This is a genomic window from Paenibacillus beijingensis (assembly GCF_000961095.1).
In the GTDB taxonomy this organism is placed as follows: Bacteria; Bacillota; Bacilli; order Paenibacillales; family Paenibacillaceae; genus Paenibacillus_O; species Paenibacillus_O beijingensis.
The window spans coordinates 2,006,809-2,021,513 of sequence record NZ_CP011058.1 but is presented as its reverse complement, the minus strand read 5'-3'; the positions used below and the strand labels follow the sequence as shown (position 1 = coordinate 2,021,513).

The 14,705-nt window shown below is 53.2% G+C and carries 12 protein-coding genes; 4 read left to right on the top strand and 8 right to left on the bottom strand.

All coding sequences use genetic code 11. From position 1 onward, the window contains the following. Positions 1 to 167: 167 nt before the first annotated feature. Positions 168 to 1,544 carry an aminotransferase-like domain-containing protein gene (locus VN24_RS08980; RefSeq protein ID WP_045670126.1) on the bottom strand — a complete coding sequence of 459 codons (1,377 nt, stop codon included), beginning with the start codon at positions 1,542 to 1,544 and terminating at the stop codon, positions 168 to 170. A 132-nt stretch (positions 1,545 to 1,676) separates the two neighbouring features. Between VN24_RS08980 and VN24_RS08975 the strand changes: the two genes are divergently transcribed. Next, positions 1,677 to 2,585: a DMT family transporter gene (locus VN24_RS08975; protein WP_045670125.1), complete on the top strand. Its 909-nt coding sequence runs from the start codon at positions 1,677 to 1,679 to the stop codon at positions 2,583 to 2,585. 345 nt (positions 2,586 to 2,930) lie between these two features. Here VN24_RS08975 and VN24_RS27670 read toward each other — a convergent pair whose 3' ends face one another. The 3 genes from VN24_RS27670 to VN24_RS08965 all read right to left on the bottom strand — a co-directional run bounded on the left by VN24_RS27670 (position 2,931) and on the right by VN24_RS08965 (position 4,424). Further along, positions 2,931 to 3,095: a hypothetical protein gene (locus VN24_RS27670; RefSeq protein ID WP_158453663.1), complete on the bottom strand. Its 165-nt coding sequence runs from the start codon at positions 3,093 to 3,095 to the stop codon at positions 2,931 to 2,933. Positions 3,096 to 3,177: 82 nt separating this feature from the next. After that, positions 3,178 to 3,834: a phosphatase PAP2 family protein gene (locus VN24_RS08970; protein ID WP_045670124.1), complete on the bottom strand. Its 657-nt coding sequence runs from the start codon at positions 3,832 to 3,834 to the stop codon at positions 3,178 to 3,180. A gap of 125 nt (positions 3,835 to 3,959) precedes the next feature. Beyond that, on the bottom strand, positions 3,960 to 4,424 hold the full coding sequence (locus VN24_RS08965; protein ID WP_045670123.1) for a 2-thiouracil desulfurase family protein: 465 nt from the start codon (positions 4,422 to 4,424) through the stop codon (positions 3,960 to 3,962). A gap of 307 nt (positions 4,425 to 4,731) precedes the next feature. On the opposite strand from VN24_RS08965, the gene VN24_RS08960 reads away from it, so the two are divergent. Then, positions 4,732 to 5,160, top strand: coding sequence for an SRPBCC domain-containing protein (locus VN24_RS08960; RefSeq protein WP_045670122.1), 429 nt, complete (start codon positions 4,732 to 4,734; stop codon positions 5,158 to 5,160). 62 nt (positions 5,161 to 5,222) lie between these two features. Here VN24_RS08960 and VN24_RS08955 read toward each other — a convergent pair whose 3' ends face one another. From VN24_RS08955 to VN24_RS08940, 4 genes are all read right to left on the bottom strand, one after another. Then, the gene (locus tag VN24_RS08955) at positions 5,223 to 6,425 is read right to left on the bottom strand and encodes an MFS transporter (protein ID WP_045670121.1); all 1,203 of its coding nucleotides are present in this window, start codon (positions 6,423 to 6,425) and stop codon (positions 5,223 to 5,225) included. Between the two features lie 351 nt (positions 6,426 to 6,776). After that, the gene (locus VN24_RS08950) at positions 6,777 to 7,202 is read right to left on the bottom strand and encodes a GNAT family N-acetyltransferase (protein WP_045670120.1); all 426 of its coding nucleotides are present in this window, start codon (positions 7,200 to 7,202) and stop codon (positions 6,777 to 6,779) included. A 72-nt stretch (positions 7,203 to 7,274) separates the two neighbouring features. After that, entirely contained in the window at positions 7,275 to 9,344 is a 2,070-nt protein-coding gene (locus VN24_RS08945; protein ID WP_045670119.1) for an ABC transporter ATP-binding protein, read from the bottom strand. Between the two features lie 243 nt (positions 9,345 to 9,587). After that, positions 9,588 to 11,333, bottom strand: a complete 1,746-nt coding sequence (locus VN24_RS08940; RefSeq protein WP_045670118.1) for an ABC transporter ATP-binding protein — start codon at positions 11,331 to 11,333, stop codon at positions 9,588 to 9,590. A gap of 724 nt (positions 11,334 to 12,057) precedes the next feature. Between VN24_RS08940 and VN24_RS08935 the strand changes: the two genes are divergently transcribed. Together VN24_RS08935 and VN24_RS08930 are read left to right on the top strand one after the other, a co-directional pair. After that, positions 12,058 to 12,354 (top strand): MGMT family protein, encoded by a 297-nt coding sequence (locus VN24_RS08935; protein ID WP_045670117.1) that lies wholly within the window; start codon positions 12,058 to 12,060, stop codon positions 12,352 to 12,354. A gap of 180 nt (positions 12,355 to 12,534) precedes the next feature. After that, entirely contained in the window at positions 12,535 to 14,595 is a 2,061-nt protein-coding gene (locus VN24_RS08930) for an AAA family ATPase (RefSeq protein WP_045670116.1), read from the top strand. Positions 14,596 to 14,705 lie beyond the last annotated feature (110 nt).

Below are 14,705 nucleotides of genomic sequence, written 5' to 3'. Positions count from 1 at the left end.
GGAAGACGCTGTCCCATAAGTCATCGAAGATGACTGGGGGCAGCGCCTTTTTCATAGACAAACAAAAAAGAAATCGCTCCTTTCAAATGGGTCGAGCACCCATTGGAAAGGAGCGATTTCTTTGTACGTTCATGCTGCGCGGACATGCGTTCAAGCATCTTTTCTATTCATATCGAAAAAGGGGCTTTGGGACGCTGCCAGTTTGCCCTTGCTAGCTCCAGCTCTTCGGCTATGATGCGGATGCCTTCCTCAATCGCTTGCTCATCGGTCCTGATGATGCTGAGGCGCAGCAGGTTAAGCTTGGGGAAAGAGGCAAGGAAATGATTATCGGCTGCCAGTACATCGACGCCGCGATCCTCCAACCGCTTGACCAAATCTTCGGTGTGAACGGAGTCGGGAAGGCGGATGGAAGCAAAGAGCCCCCCGCAATTTTGGGTCGTATGCAAGCACTCTTTGGGGAGCAACCGCCGGGCGGTTTCAGCCAGATGCTTGATGCGGCGGTGGTACATCGCTTTCATCTGCTTCGCATGATGAGCATACATCCCGGACTTCATGTAAATTTCCAGCACACCTTGAGACAGCACGGAGGTGCTCAGATCCGCCGCATATTTGTGCCACTGCAGCAGTGGAATGAGCGAAGCCGGCACCGCGGCCGCGGCAAGCCTTAATCCGGGCAGCATGATTTTGGAGAAGCTTCGGAGATAAATGACATGGCTGGCTCCATGATAAGCGTGAATCGGGTCCTCTTTACGGTTTGTTTCCAAATCGGCAAGATAGTCGTCCTCGACGATGTAGACGTCATACGCTTTGGCGAGTTCGGAGAGCCGCTGCTTTTCTTCCGCGGTGTAAGAAGTGCCCAGCGGATTGTGGAAGCGCGGGATGGTATAGAAAAACTTGATCATATTGCGTTGAAAATGGCGCTCTAACGTGTCCCAATCGATTCCCTCAGGCGTTCTTTCGATGCCGATGACGGTTTGTCTTTGGGTCTCAAGCGCGGCCACCATTCCTCTGTACGTCGGCTGCTCGACCAGAATGTTCGTTTTTCCATTCGGAAAAGGCATCCCGGCCAAAAGATGGAGAGCTTGCTGGGCACCGGAAAACATAAAAATTTGCTGAGCGGAAGGAAAAACCTGCTGCTGCTGAAACAGCTTCACGATCTCCTGGCGCAGAGAAAGCAACCCCTGCGGATCGGGATAGGTGAATATGGACGACTCATATAATTCCATCGCTTTGTTCAAGCATTGGCGGAAGTCTTCTTTCGGCATTGACGCGGCATCGGGAGCCGCTGATGCAAAATCGATCCGTTTGGTTTGCAGCAGGGGGGAAAGCGCTTCTTCAGCTACGACAAAATAACCGCTTTTTGGGCGTGAATAAATAAGATACTGCCGTTCGAGCTCCTGATAGACACGAATGATCGTATTGAGGCTGCAATCGAATCTTTCGCTCATCTTGCGGATAGACGCCAGCTTCTGGCCGGGCTTGATGCGGCCTGCGGCGATGTCCGAGCGAATGGCTTGTAGAATGGTTTCCTGCTTATTTGGCATCGATTAGCCTCCACCCGGATGAATTTTTGACCCTTTCTGTATCCATACAGATGGATAAAAGAATAATTCATATAGGGAATTGTATCCATTATAATACAAATCAATCGAAGATCCTATTTTGGAGTGATGGGAATGAAAAAAACAACAAGCGGCTGGTTCAACGGTTTCCTCGGCGTACTCATCTTCAGCGGCTCGCTGCCTGCAACGCGCCTCGCTGTGGCGGATTTCGATCCGCTGTTCCTCACGGTGTTCCGCGCCGCGATCGCCGGCATGCTTGCCGGAGCGTTGCTGCTCGTTTTCCGGCAGCAGCGGCCTGACCGGGGCGACATCTTTCCGCTATTCATTGTCGCGCTCGGCGTCGTCGTCGGTTTTCCGCTGCTGACCGCGTTGGCGCTTCAGTATGTCACATCGGCTCATGCGATCGTATTCGTTGGGATTCTGCCGCTCATGACGGCGGTGTTCGGCGTATTGCGCGGCGGGGAACGCCCGCGGCCGGCATTCTGGATCTTCTCCGCGGCAGGCAGTGTCCTCGTAGCAGGCTTCACCCTAACCCGGGGGTTTTCATCCTCACCGGTTGGCGACGCGCTCATGGTGGCTGCGATTATCGTGTGCGGTCTCGGTTATGCGGAAGGGGCGCGGCTTTCGCGGCGGTTGGGGGGCTGGCAGGTGATCTCGTGGGCGCTCGTTCTGTCGCTTCCCGTTATGCTGCCGCTTTCGTTTTATTACATGCCGGATTCGTGGACGGGTATCGGTCGTCCTGCTCTCTTCAGCATGGCTTATGTCTCCTTGTTCAGCATGCTCATCGGCTTTGTTTTCTGGTATCGCGGACTTGCCCAGGGCGGCATTGCGGCGGTCGGACAGCTGCAGCTTCTCCAGCCTTTCTTCGGCCTGCTGCTTGCGTCTGTCGTCCTGCACGAGCCGGTCGGCTGGCCGATCGTCGCCGTGAATATCGCCGTCGTCCTGTGTGTGGCGCTCGCTCGGCGGTTCGCAGGAAAAAAAGAATCGCCCGCATCACCGATGCCGCAAAGTTATACAAAGTGATGAGCCGCCGTTTGAAGTTTTCAGGGGAACGTCATTGAACAAAGCTTAACCTGGAAGGGTTACTTGTTATTGTGGAATGATCTCTATTAGAACGATCCTGAAAAACCGTCACCATTACGGGTTGTTTTTGGGTGCTAACGGAAGCAGTTGACGTTATTCAGCTCATATTGTCCGATTTGAAAATCTAACGGATGTATCGGACCTTATTTCTGTTTTTCTACCGAAAATATACCATTTTAAATCGATTAAGAGCTGTCAGTTCCGTTAAATATCCAAATGGGCTCATAAATGCAAAATAAGTGCAGGGAGTTCCGTTAGATCATCGGAAGGTTTTCGGAGCGTCTACTAGTTTATCTTTCCTAACGAGTAACCAAGCTCATAAAACCACATGGAAAGATCGAGCAATTTCATCATCATTTGAGAAGTAAGGTACGCAGCTAATATGCCTACCGAAAATTTCACAATCGTACCGATTTCTTTATTCGGTTGAGGGTTGTTTCTCTCATCCATTGCAATCCCTCCAATAATGGATTTTCGCAGGGTCATTTAAACGCGGTCGAACATCTTCGAAAGACCTCGATAAAGGTTTATCTCACATGTCCGCTGTCATGCGCCTTTTTTTGGTGCCGGTTGTGCCGTTGAACAAGACAACCGACAGGCACAGCCAGGCGGCGGTTGCCGAATATCCGCCCATGATGTCGCTCGGGTAATGGGCGCCGAGATAAATGCGGCTCGCGCCGATGATGACAACCATGGAAAGACTGATTGCGATAATGACGATTTTGGCCTTTGTACTCGCTGCATGACGGGCAAGCAAATAAGCTGCCGTTCCATATAGAGCCATCGCCGCCATGGATTGACCGCTCGGAAAGCTGAATCCTCCTTCCTCCACGAACTGTGAGATCGGACGCTCCCGTTGGAACAGATTTTTGAATAGTGAATTTATAAGCAGCGATCCGACCGAGACAAAGAGAAAGAAAATCAGCTCTCTCCGTTGACGGAAAATAAGGTAAAGAATCCCGAGCATTACGAATGATAAAATAGTTGAGACGGTTCCGCCTCCGATGGCCGAAAAGAATCGCATAACCGGGGTCAGCGCGCTTGAACGCAGCCCGGTTATAACGGAAATGATCGCCGAATCGAATCCTGCAATTTTTTCGTAACGAACCATCATTGCAATCAGTGCAAATCCAAGGGTGAGCAGGACCGCCAGGCCAAATGCTCCCCGTACCCGCTTGAATTCATTCATTTATTGTTCGCTCCTGTTTACTGGATATCAAAGTGCAGCAATGACAACTGGAACACGAGGGCTTGACCATGAGGAAAGCCAATCGTCCCCGGCAAGGCGAGGCGAGGCCGAGGAGCGCATGATGCTTACCCGTCGATGATGGCGAGCGCCTTCTCCACTTCATCCAGCTGGTCTTCACCGAAAACTTGAAAGCCGTTCTTGCGCAGCAATGAGGTCGTGCGCCCTTCGCCGGATATTTTCGTATCGGTAAAAGTGCCGTCATAAACGAATAAAGTTCCGCATGACGGACTGTCCTGCTTCAGGATGACGAGCGCAACGTCGTTTTCCTCAGCAAGCTGAAGCGCGGCCCGGGCACCCTTCTCGAACGCTTCTGTTACGTCGGTTCCCGAGCCGGTGACGACGCGATCGCCTTGTATTTGAGCGTCCGGCCTGGGAGTTGGAAGACCTCCCGTAACCTCCGGACAAATATGGATCAAACGACCTTCTTCATACCATTTCAGGAACCGCGGATCAAGACATGGTACGTCGCCATTGTCATATCTCACTTTGTGTCCAAGCAGACATGCACTCACCAGTATTTTGCGCTTCATGCTCTCACTCCCGTCATATTTGCGAATACTCATAATTTTATTCAGAGTAGCCGAATATGGTAGAAATTTCAATATTAATTCAGAAATTCCTTCCATTGTAAAGATGCTTTAGCCCGCCGACGAACCGAAACGTTTGGTGGTTCGCGATTGGATGCAAGAAACGGAGAGGTTCCGGACAGCTGCCGCAGTCAACCGGCGCAAATGACTGAATGTGGTTCCGGAGCAGCGGTATAAGCGGTCATCTGTCGCTGCCCACATCATTCCATTATAATGAAATTATGGAAGACGACGAATGGAGGCGCGAACGATGAACGGTAAACCTGTTGGACAGACGGCTGCAACCGGATTCCAGATCGGGGTCAGGCGAACACTGCCGCTCACAAGGGAGCAGGCCTGGAATAAGGTGACTTCAACGGAAGGGATGACGTTATGGCTTGGCCATTTGCCGCCGCCGGAACTTCGACCGGGCTTTACGTATGAATCCGAAGAAGGCATTACAGGCGAGATTCGCATCGTGAAGCCGCTTAGCCAGCTTCGGTTGACTTGGCGGAAGAAAGGGTGGGCGCGAGCGTCCACGCTGCAAATTCGCTTCTTGGGCAGCGACGATTCAAAAACGACGATCAGTTTCCACCAGGAGCATCTTAGCGATTCTGCCGTCCGCGAAGAGATGAAGCTGAAGTGGGAAGCGGTACTTGCAAGCATTGCCGACAATTCGAACGCCGGTAATCGCAAATAAAACAAAAGAGGAAGGCCATCGTCCTGCTAAAGACGATGCCTTCCATGTTGTTTGCCCGATCGTTATGCCGATTGTACGCCTTTCCGGTCCATTACATAAATGATCAGGACGATCAGCAGACCGATCAGGCTGAGCAGCGCACCGAACCATGGGAGGGACGACAATCCGAACAAAATGATGGCGTGTCCTCCGAGGTAGGCACCGCATGCATTGCCCAGATTCAGGACGGAATGATTGGTGGTGGATGCAAGCGCGGGCGCATCTTTAGCAAGCGTCATAATGCGGACCTGCAGACCGGGCAGCAGGCCGAACGCCAACGCTCCCCACACGAAGATTGTGATGACGGCCGCTACCGGATAGCGGTCCGTAAACGACAGCAGCGCGAAGATGACGACGAGCAGCGCGAAGTTGCCGATCAGCACCGGCATCAGCTTCCAATCCGCCAGCTTGCCGCCGACGATGTTGCCGAGCGTGACGCCGCAGCCGAACAGGATCAGAATCCAGGTCACGCTGTGCTCGGCGAAGCCGGTCACATCCTGCAGCAGCGGCGCAATGTAAGTGAACACGGTGAACAGGCTGCACAGGCCGAACGCTCCGGCGGCATAGACGAGCAGCAGCTTGGGCTGCGCGAGCGCTTTGACCTGCCGGAGCAGGCTGGAGGAGGCGTCGGGCCGGATTTTTGGAATGAGGGCCGCAATGCCGATGAACGACAGAATCCCCATAATGACGATCGAGCCGAAGGTGGCTCTCCATCCGAAATGCTGGCCGATAAAGGTGCCGAACGGAACCCCGATAATGTTCGCGACGGTCAGTCCGGCCATCATAATGGAGACGGCTCCCGCCTGTTTGTCCGGGCGGACCAGATTGGCGGCGATGATCGAGCCGACACCGAAAAATGTGCCGTGCGCCAGCGCCGTGAACAGCCGTGCCAGCATCAGTACCGTATAGTTCGGGGCCAGGGCGGCCGCAGCGTTGCCGAGAATGAACAACACCATCAGCAGGCAGAGCAGCAGTTTTTGCGGCAGCCGGTGCGTCAGGATGGCCAGAACGGGCGCTCCGACCGCCACGCCGAGCGCATAGCCCGTGATAAGCTGTCCCGCCTGCGGGATGCTCACGTTTAGATCATCCGCCACATTAGGCAGCAGCCCCATAATGACGAATTCCGTCATGCCGATCGCAAAGGCACCGACCGTTAATGATATGAGGGCGATCGGAAACTTTGAGCCGGCCTCCTTCGTTTTGCTTAAGGATTGAATCTGCTCCATGTTCTCCTCCCAATTTTTCTTTCTTGAACAAAAGTTGCCCGTGCTTTCTCTGTTTGTAACAACTCTTGTATTGTAATGATACTTATTTATAAAAAGTATATCAGGTTTTGCAATGCAAGTAGGCAACAAATTTTTCATGTCCACTCAAATCCACTCAAATTCACTCAAATCCGATCATATCTGCTGCATTTGCATCTCGGTATTGTTTGTTTTTTTCAAATCAAAGTGATATGAGTATAGAGGAACGTTATTCCACTTTTTGCGGAACGAGGAAAACAATCCAGGCTTGTTTTGGAGCGGAAATGCAAAAAAAGGCATCACCGGGTCATGCCAGGTATGCCTTTTTCTAAATTATCGATCCAAAACCGTAAACATTCCTGTCATCTTCGGCGAGTAATCTTTGAATCCGAACGTTTCGTAAAATGGCTCTTTCCCATGGGAAGCAAACAGCCCGACAAAAGCAATTCCGTTTGTAAATCTTCTAGCTTTGATATGGTCGAGCAGCCGGGCAACGATCTTGCCGCCGATGCCTTTTCTTTGGTACTCGGGGAGCACGGCTACGTCCTGGATATAAAAGTACATCGCTCCGTCGCCAATGATCCGCCCCATTCCGACGACTTCACCGTTAGAAACCGCCACAACGCCGTAAATCGAATGGGCAATCGATTGCGCAGACATCTCGGTGTCGATTGGTCCCCATCCGACCGCTTCCCACAACGTTTTATGCTCCTTAACTGTCGGGAGTCTCTCTATGATCTCGTATGAAATATCGTTCATGTCTGCCGCCTTTTCAGTAAAAGGATGGATAGAAGTTTCAACATTGAACCCGTCTCGGGTTTAAGATGCCGCTTACGTCGTCGAGGGAACCGGTATCGGCGCGGTTGCGGACCCGGATCCGGACCCGGACGGCGAGGGGCTGACTCCCGACTGCAGCTGGTACATCGCGTAATATTTACCGCCTCTCAGCATCAACGTATCGTGGTTGCCGCTTTCTACGATCCGGCCGCGGTCGAGCACGAGAATCTGGTCGGCCGCGCGGATCGTCGACAGCCGGTGCGCGATGACGAACGTGGTACGGCCTTTTTTGAGCACGTCGAGCGCTGCTTGAATAACGGCTTCCGTCTCCGTGTCGATGCTGGCGGTCGCCTCGTCGAGAATGAGAATGGCGGGATCATGCGCCAGCGCCCTCGCGAACGAGATCAGCTGCCGCTGTCCGGCGGAGAGCGTGCTGCCTTTCTCGATGACCGGATGATCGAGACCGCCGGGCAGCGCCATAAACATATCGTACGCGCCGACATCGCGCAGCGCCTGCTCGATGCGTTCACGCGTCATGCCCGGCGTATCGAGGCTGATGTTGGAAGCGATCGTGCCCGTGAACAGGAACGGGTCCTGCAGCACGATGCCCATATGCTGGCGCAGCAGCTGCTTCGGTATATCGCGGATGTCCTTGCCGTCGACCGTAATCCGTCCTTCTTCAATATCGTAAAACCGGAACAGCAGGTTAAGGACGGAGCTTTTGCCCGAGCCCGTATGCCCGACGAGCGCGACGGTTTCTCCCTGACGGGCGTGGAACGAAATGTCGCGCAGCACATAATCGTTGTTGTTGTAGGCAAACGACACGTTCTCAAACGCCACTTCGCCCCGGTAACGGGGCATCGTCCCGCTCGTCACGTCGGTTCCCGGCTGATCCAGCAGTTCAAAGACGCGTCCGGCGGACACGCGCGCCGTCTCCAGATTGGCCAGCTGGTTCACAATGCCGACAATCGGCTGGAACATGCGGTTCATATATTCGATAAACGCGTACAGCACGCCGACCGAGACGACCGCCTCAAGGGAATCTCCCCAGAACATCCATAAGACGATGATAAAAATAATATTGCGGATCACGTTCACCAGATTATGCGACGTGAGCGAATTCAGGCTCAGCAGCTTGCTCTGATAGCTGAAAAACTCCTCGTTCAGCTCATCGAATTCTTTGGCTGTGCTTTTCTGGCGGCGGAACGCCTGAATGATCGGCATGCCTTGAATCGACTCGTTAATCATGGCGTTAATGTCGCTCAGCTTGGAGCGGATGACGGTGTTGTACTTGCCGGCGAAGCGGCGGTACACAACGATCCAGACGACAAGCAGCGGCAGCAGCGGCAGTGCGATCAGCGCGAGCTTCGTATCGAGCAGAAACAGCGCCCCCATCGTGGCCGCGATGTAGATGATACCGGCGAAAAAGTTCGCCAGCACCGCCACGAACAGCTCCCGCACCGCCTCCGTATCGTTCGTCACGCGGGAGACGACTTTGCCGGCGGGCAGGTTGTCGAAGTAGCCGACGGGCAGCCGCTGGATATGGGCGAACACATCCTCCCGCATCCGCTGCACGATCCGGTTCGCGCTCGTCTGCAGCAGCAGCCGCTGCCCGTAGGTGAAGCAGGCCGCGAGCGCCAGCAGGGCGAAATAGGCGCCGGCCATCATGAGCAGCCGCGGAATTTCCGGCTTGTAGAAGCCGTACACCTCGCTGCGGCTTAGCGGCTTTACCGTATATTCGGCCGTTTGTCCGTCGGCGGCCGTTATCGTCAGTTTGCCGCCTTCAACTTCCCGCTTGCCGTCCAGCGGCAGTGTGCCGCTGAGCCAGTAATAGCTCCGGCCGACCTGCAACACGCTGGCCGAGGCGCCCGGGCGGTCGCCGGGGGCAATCCGGTCGGCGCGCTTATACCATTTGCCGTCGTAATAAACGGCGTTCGGACCGTTCGCCGGAACTTCGCGCCAGCCTTTCTCGATGCCTTCGATATTTTGGTCGATCATCGTCTTGGCGATATACGGCCCGAGCAGCTCCGTGCTGACGGCCAGCGCCAGCAGCAGGAGCGCGAAGAGGATCGGCCTTTTGAATATCAGCGCGTATTGAAACAGCTTTTTGCCTGTCAGTCCCACTATCGTCTCACCTTCTTCTATGTTTATTTTGAGGATGTTTTTTTCGGTTCAGTCAGCTAGCGCGTTATTCGCGCAGCCGCGTTTGCTGCCCCTCCATATGAAAAAAGGGAGCGGAGCTGTAGAAGCGAAGCGGTCGTTTTTGTCCCCGGATTCTAACCCTGACAGGGGTTTATCGAATCCAAGAATCCGGGGACGGAGGCGATCGGAAGATCAAACCCGCCTGCGCAGCGACCCCTTTTTCACCTACGCCTCGACGAGAGCCTCCAGCTGCTGCCGGTCGTACTGCTCCTTGTACCAGCCGCCGCGTGCCAGCAGTTCCTCATGCGTGCCGTGCTCCGCAATGCGTCCGTCGTCCAGCACGAGAATGAGATCGGCATGCTGCACGGCGGACAGACGGTGCGTCGTAATAAACGTCGTCTTGCCGGCCCGTTCCGTACGGATGCCGTCAATAATTTCCGCTTCCGTCTTGGCGTCCACCGCCGAGAGCGCGTCGTCCAGCAGCAGAATGTCCGGGTCGGCAATCAGTGCGCGGGCAATGCTGACGCGCTGCTTCTGACCGCCGGAGAGGGCAACGCCTTTCTCGCCGACGAGCGTTTCCAGCCCGGCCGGCAGGAAGATGATATCTTTGGCGAACGAAGCTCTAGCCAAAGCACGCTGCAGATCCTCTTCGCTCGCGTCTTGATTTCCGAACAAAATATTTTCGCGTATCGTCCTTGAGAACAAGATCGGCTGCTGCGGCACATAACCGATCCAGCCGAGAACATCGTCGATGGCGAGCTGCGTGATCGGTACATCCGCGACCGCAATCGTGCCGGTGCCCAGCGGGTATTCCCGCAGCAGCTGCTTCAGCAGCGTCGTCTTGCCGCTTCCGGTCCGCCCGACAATGCCGAGCGTTTGGCCTTCCAGCAGCTCGAACGATACATCCTGCAAATTATCCGTCGTGGAAGAAGGGTAGCGGAACGTCACGTTCTCGAAAGCGATCGATGTCGGCCGCTCTACCTTGGTCAGCTGCTCTCCGTCCGTAACGTCCGCCTTCGTGGCGAGCGTTTCCATAATACGGTCGAGCGAAGCGTTGCCGCGCTGCATAATGTTGATCAGCTCGCCGACGGCAAACATCGGCCAAATGAGCATCCCAAGGTAAACGTTGAACGAAACGAGCTCGCCGAGCGTAATTTCGCTGCGGAAGACGAGCGTGGCGCCGTAGCACAAGCCGATCAGGTAGCTGAGACCGACAAGAACTTTAGCCGTCGGCTCGAACAGCGCGTCGATTCTGGCGACGGCAATGTTTTTGCGCATCACGTCGTTCGTTTTATCGTAGAAGCGCTGCTGATCCTGCTCCTCCTGCGTATAGGCGCGGATGACCCGCACGCCGGCAACCGACTCCAGCACCCCGTCGTTCAGCTCGCCGAAGGCGTCCTGGGAACGGGTGAACCGCTCGTGAATAATCCGGCCGAACAGCATCATCGCCACCGCCATTACCGGCAGCGGCAGCAGCGCGACAAGCGTCAGCTTCCAACTGATAAAGACGGCCATGACGAACAGAATCGTCAGCATGAACAGGGAAGAGTCCACAAGCGTCAAGATGCCGAAGCCTGCGGTGAGCGAAACGGCCCACAGGTCGTTCGTCGAGCGGGCCATCAGGTCCCCCGTCCGGTTGCGTTCATAGAAGGCGGGCGTCATTCTCAGAAATACGCCCATCAGTCGGTGACGCATCAGCCTCTCCATGACGTTCGCGCCGCCGAACAGCTGATACATCCATACATAAGTAACGGCATAACATACCGCGGTCAGCCCGACCCATAACGCCGCGATCCGGTAAAAACCGGTGCTGCCGAGCGTCCCCTGCTGAATGCTGTCGATGACATAACCAATCAGCCGCGGCGGGATAATTTCCAGCACGCCGACGCCGGCGAGCAAAAGAATCGCAATCGTATACCGGCGCCAATACAACCGGAAAAACCAACCGAGCTTGCGCAATACGCCAAACATTTCGATACCACTCCCTTTCTTTATGTAAGACCATGCGTGATCAAGACCCATACTCGAAGAACTTCGTCCCTATGAACGGACGCAAAGCGTCCCGCAGCAGAAAGCCGGTAACTTCAGCGGTATCTTCCCTTGTGGAAAGACACAAAAAAGACGTACCGCATGCGGGTTCGCAAGCGATACGCCTTTCCTTTACGATCCGGTCCTCTTCCCGCGGCCATCGGTCAGGCCAACCGTCAAAGAGCAGCCGTAAAGGCAATCAAAAAAGGCGTCCGATTACGAAGTGACGTAACCGGGCGCCGTTTCATTCTAGAAACGCACATTCGGATTACGTCGGTATGGTTGGCGATGAATAGCGGGAAAAACAATCATGTTATCCATTTCGTAATCCTCCTCGTCAGTTATTGGAATGGGTTTGGAATCATGTGGAAATCTCTTTAGCCAATTTACCATCATCCCCTGGGAGCCGTCAATGGGAGAATTGGGTTTAAATTGTTCTTTCCTTCGGACGGCAGCGAGAAAATGTTATACAGCACAGGAGCAAATCAACCGGTCCGAATCTGTGATAAGATGGATATGCGTGAACACCTCCCATGGACGGGTACTTTCGTTTCATCGCTTTGTCATCATTTGAAGATTGGAATACATATCCGATTATCATGTTCCTGATGTTTATTTAGGTTGAGTATAGCAAACATTTGTTCGTGTTGTAAAGAGGAGGAAGACGATGCAGCCGTTCACGGAGAGGGTAGTGGCCATTATACAATCGATTCCGGCGGGAAAGGTGATGACCTACGGGCAAATTGCGGCGATGGCCGGCAGTCCGCGCGGAGCGCGGCAGGTAGTGCGCATTTTGCACGCGATGAGCGGCAAATACGGTCTGCCTTGGCACCGCGTCGTCAACGCCAAAGGCGAAATCGCCATCGGAAACGAAGGGGGCGAGCTGCAACGGGCGTTTCTGCAGGCGGAAGGCGTCGAAGCGGGTGCGGGCGGCCGTATCGACCTGCAGCTGTACCAATTGTGAAATTCCATCATTCGTTAGAATTGTTTCAGAATTCGTTGGACGGTTGATTGCAGAATTTCGATGGAGAAGAATAATATTGATTAATCGCTTAGAAAAGTGCCCCGATGAAGAGTGTTTTTCTTTTTTCATTATTCTGTGGTGCCCTGAGAGGGGCATGGATGGCTAATAAGGGGGCATATCATGGTTCGCATTCAGGATCTGATGAAGAAGAAAGAAGAGGAATGGTTTGTGGGACGCACGCGCGAGCTGGCTATAATGCGTAAAGAGTTAGCCACTGACAATGAGAATTGGCGGCTTGTACATTTATATGGGCCGGGCGGCATTGGGAAAACCAGTCTGCTTCGAAGCTTTGTCCGTGAGACCAGTGTGGAAACCGTGATGATCACCGGTGAAGAGTTTCATACTCCCAATAACTTTCTGGAACAATTGCGTATACGGCTGAACGAAAAAGGATGGGAGCTTTCCGAATCAAAAGCGGCTGTTGGTGCCGCCGCTCTTGCGGAGTTTCTGAACCAGGAAGCCATTTCTCGGCAAGGCCTTATTTTATTTATTGATTCATTCGAGGAATGCAAGACGATTGAAAAATGGCTGCGCGACAATTGGCTTCCTCTGCTTTCCGTTCACGTTCGTGTCTGCACTGCAGGAAGGTACCCGTTGGAAAGTGATTGGCTGCGGGCTCCGGGCTGGAACGATCTCGTTTACAACCTCAGGCTTGGACCGTTAAACCGTAGCGCGACCTATCGATATACCAAATCACGCGGTATTCTTGATTATTATACGCGTGATTCAATTGAGCGATTTTCCAAGGGAATCCCTTTGGCTCTGACACTTGCCTGCGACGCCGTTCTGCAATACGGGCCGGATGTTCTTCGGGAAAGTTCCTTGCAGAGACAAATTATCCACTCCCTATGCAGCATACTCTTACAAGATATTAAAGACTCCTTTGAAAAGCAGTTGCTTGATGTATCTTCCATATTCTGGCGCTTCGATCAGGAGATGCTGGAAGAAGTTTCGGGACAAGAAATATCCGATGAAGCTTTCCACAAGTTTTGTTGTTTGCCGTTTATCATCTTATCGGACCAGGGGGGGTGGAGTGTTGTGGATGCTGTCAGGGAATGGATAAAATCGGATTTGCACAATCGCACTCCGGAAACCTACGACCTGTATCGGCGAAAAGCTTTGCTCGTCCTGCAAGGACGGCTTGCTGAAGCACCAACAGATCAAAAGAGACGGCTGATAGTAGAGCTTCTTTATTTGCATGAAAACGAACTGCTTCGCAGTTATGGCTTTCGCGGCCAGGGTGAGAGCTTTCAGGTGGAGAAACGCCAGGCGAGGGAAGTTGACATTCCTGTATTGGAGAAGATGTATCAGGATTGGGCATCCACAATTCCTCCTTATCTGCCTGATGAGACGCATCAGGAAACCTATTTTCGTGCAGTTTGGGAAGCGGAACCTTCCTCCTTTACGGTTTTTGGGGTTGATGACAGGCTTGTAGCTTTTTATGCTCTGGTTCCACTAAATCCGGAAACCAGATTGATTTTTCAAGGCAATCCCGTCTTTCGCACCTATATTACAGAATCGCCGCTCCAAGTAAAAGAATATCTGATATGGTTGGGATGTACTCTCCCTGATTTTGAACCCTCCGTATTCGGATACCTACTGAGATACCTGTTTTATGAACTGGCCGGTAAATTGATTATTACTCTGACACCCATCCAATATTTTACGGATATTTATACTTCGATCGGTTTTAAGCGGCTTCCATGGGCGGATTCCTATTATACCAACGGAACACCCGTACACGCTTATCAAATCGATTTACGGGAGAAGGAACTTTCAGATCCGCTGACCGAGCGGCTGCTTCCAGCCAACTCGAAAGTTTCCATTTCCCTGCAAGAAGTCTCATCGCTACTAAAGAAAGCTATGAACAACTCTCATGCTCTCGAATCCGACGCTGAACTTCTTAAATCGCTGCAGGGATTGGACAAAATCAAACAGATGGTATTGCTTGAAGGTTCGATTGCTTCCGCAGTTCGAAAAGTGGTGTTGGAATGCCTTGAGAAGATGGGCCGGGGGACGGAAGAAGATCAGCTCCTGGCACAGGCAATCCGGCTCGCCTATATCCAAAAAATCGGCACGCACGAAGTGGTTGCTTCCCGGCTCAGACTTTCCCAAAGCACTTATTACCGGTATCTGAAAAAAGGCTTTGAGCGTTTAGCTCATTATTTTATTATCGAGTAGGAGAGGGCTGCCCCTCAGTAGATTGCATCTACTTTTGGAGCAGCCCCCATGCATTGCTCTTACCTTAGAAAATAACCCCAGTAAGCAAATTCCAAGCACTCCCCAAAGCT

What these genes read in the sequence shown, in the direction of transcription:
- VN24_RS08965 (WP_045670123.1), bottom strand. Translation starts at nt 4,424, where the DNA reads ATGAAGCGCAAAATACTGGTGAGTGCATGTCTGCTTGGACACAAAGTG.
- VN24_RS27670 (WP_158453663.1), bottom strand. Translation starts at nt 3,095, where the DNA reads ATGGATGAGAGAAACAACCCTCAACCGAATAAAGAAATCGGTACGATT.
- VN24_RS08950 (WP_045670120.1), bottom strand. Translation starts at nt 7,202, where the DNA reads ATGAACGATATTTCATACGAGATCATAGAGAGACTCCCGACAGTTAAG.
- VN24_RS08975 (WP_045670125.1), top strand. Translation starts at nt 1,677, where the DNA reads ATGAAAAAAACAACAAGCGGCTGGTTCAACGGTTTCCTCGGCGTACTC.
- VN24_RS08935 (WP_045670117.1), top strand. Translation starts at nt 12,058, where the DNA reads ATGCAGCCGTTCACGGAGAGGGTAGTGGCCATTATACAATCGATTCCG.
- VN24_RS08955 (WP_045670121.1), bottom strand. Translation starts at nt 6,425, where the DNA reads ATGGAGCAGATTCAATCCTTAAGCAAAACGAAGGAGGCCGGCTCAAAG.
- VN24_RS08940 (WP_045670118.1), bottom strand. Translation starts at nt 11,333, where the DNA reads ATGTTTGGCGTATTGCGCAAGCTCGGTTGGTTTTTCCGGTTGTATTGG.
- VN24_RS08960 (WP_045670122.1), top strand. Translation starts at nt 4,732, where the DNA reads ATGAACGGTAAACCTGTTGGACAGACGGCTGCAACCGGATTCCAGATC.
- VN24_RS08980 (WP_045670126.1), bottom strand. Translation starts at nt 1,544, where the DNA reads ATGCCAAATAAGCAGGAAACCATTCTACAAGCCATTCGCTCGGACATC.
- VN24_RS08970 (WP_045670124.1), bottom strand. Translation starts at nt 3,834, where the DNA reads ATGAATGAATTCAAGCGGGTACGGGGAGCATTTGGCCTGGCGGTCCTG.
- VN24_RS08930 (WP_045670116.1), top strand. Translation starts at nt 12,535, where the DNA reads ATGGTTCGCATTCAGGATCTGATGAAGAAGAAAGAAGAGGAATGGTTT.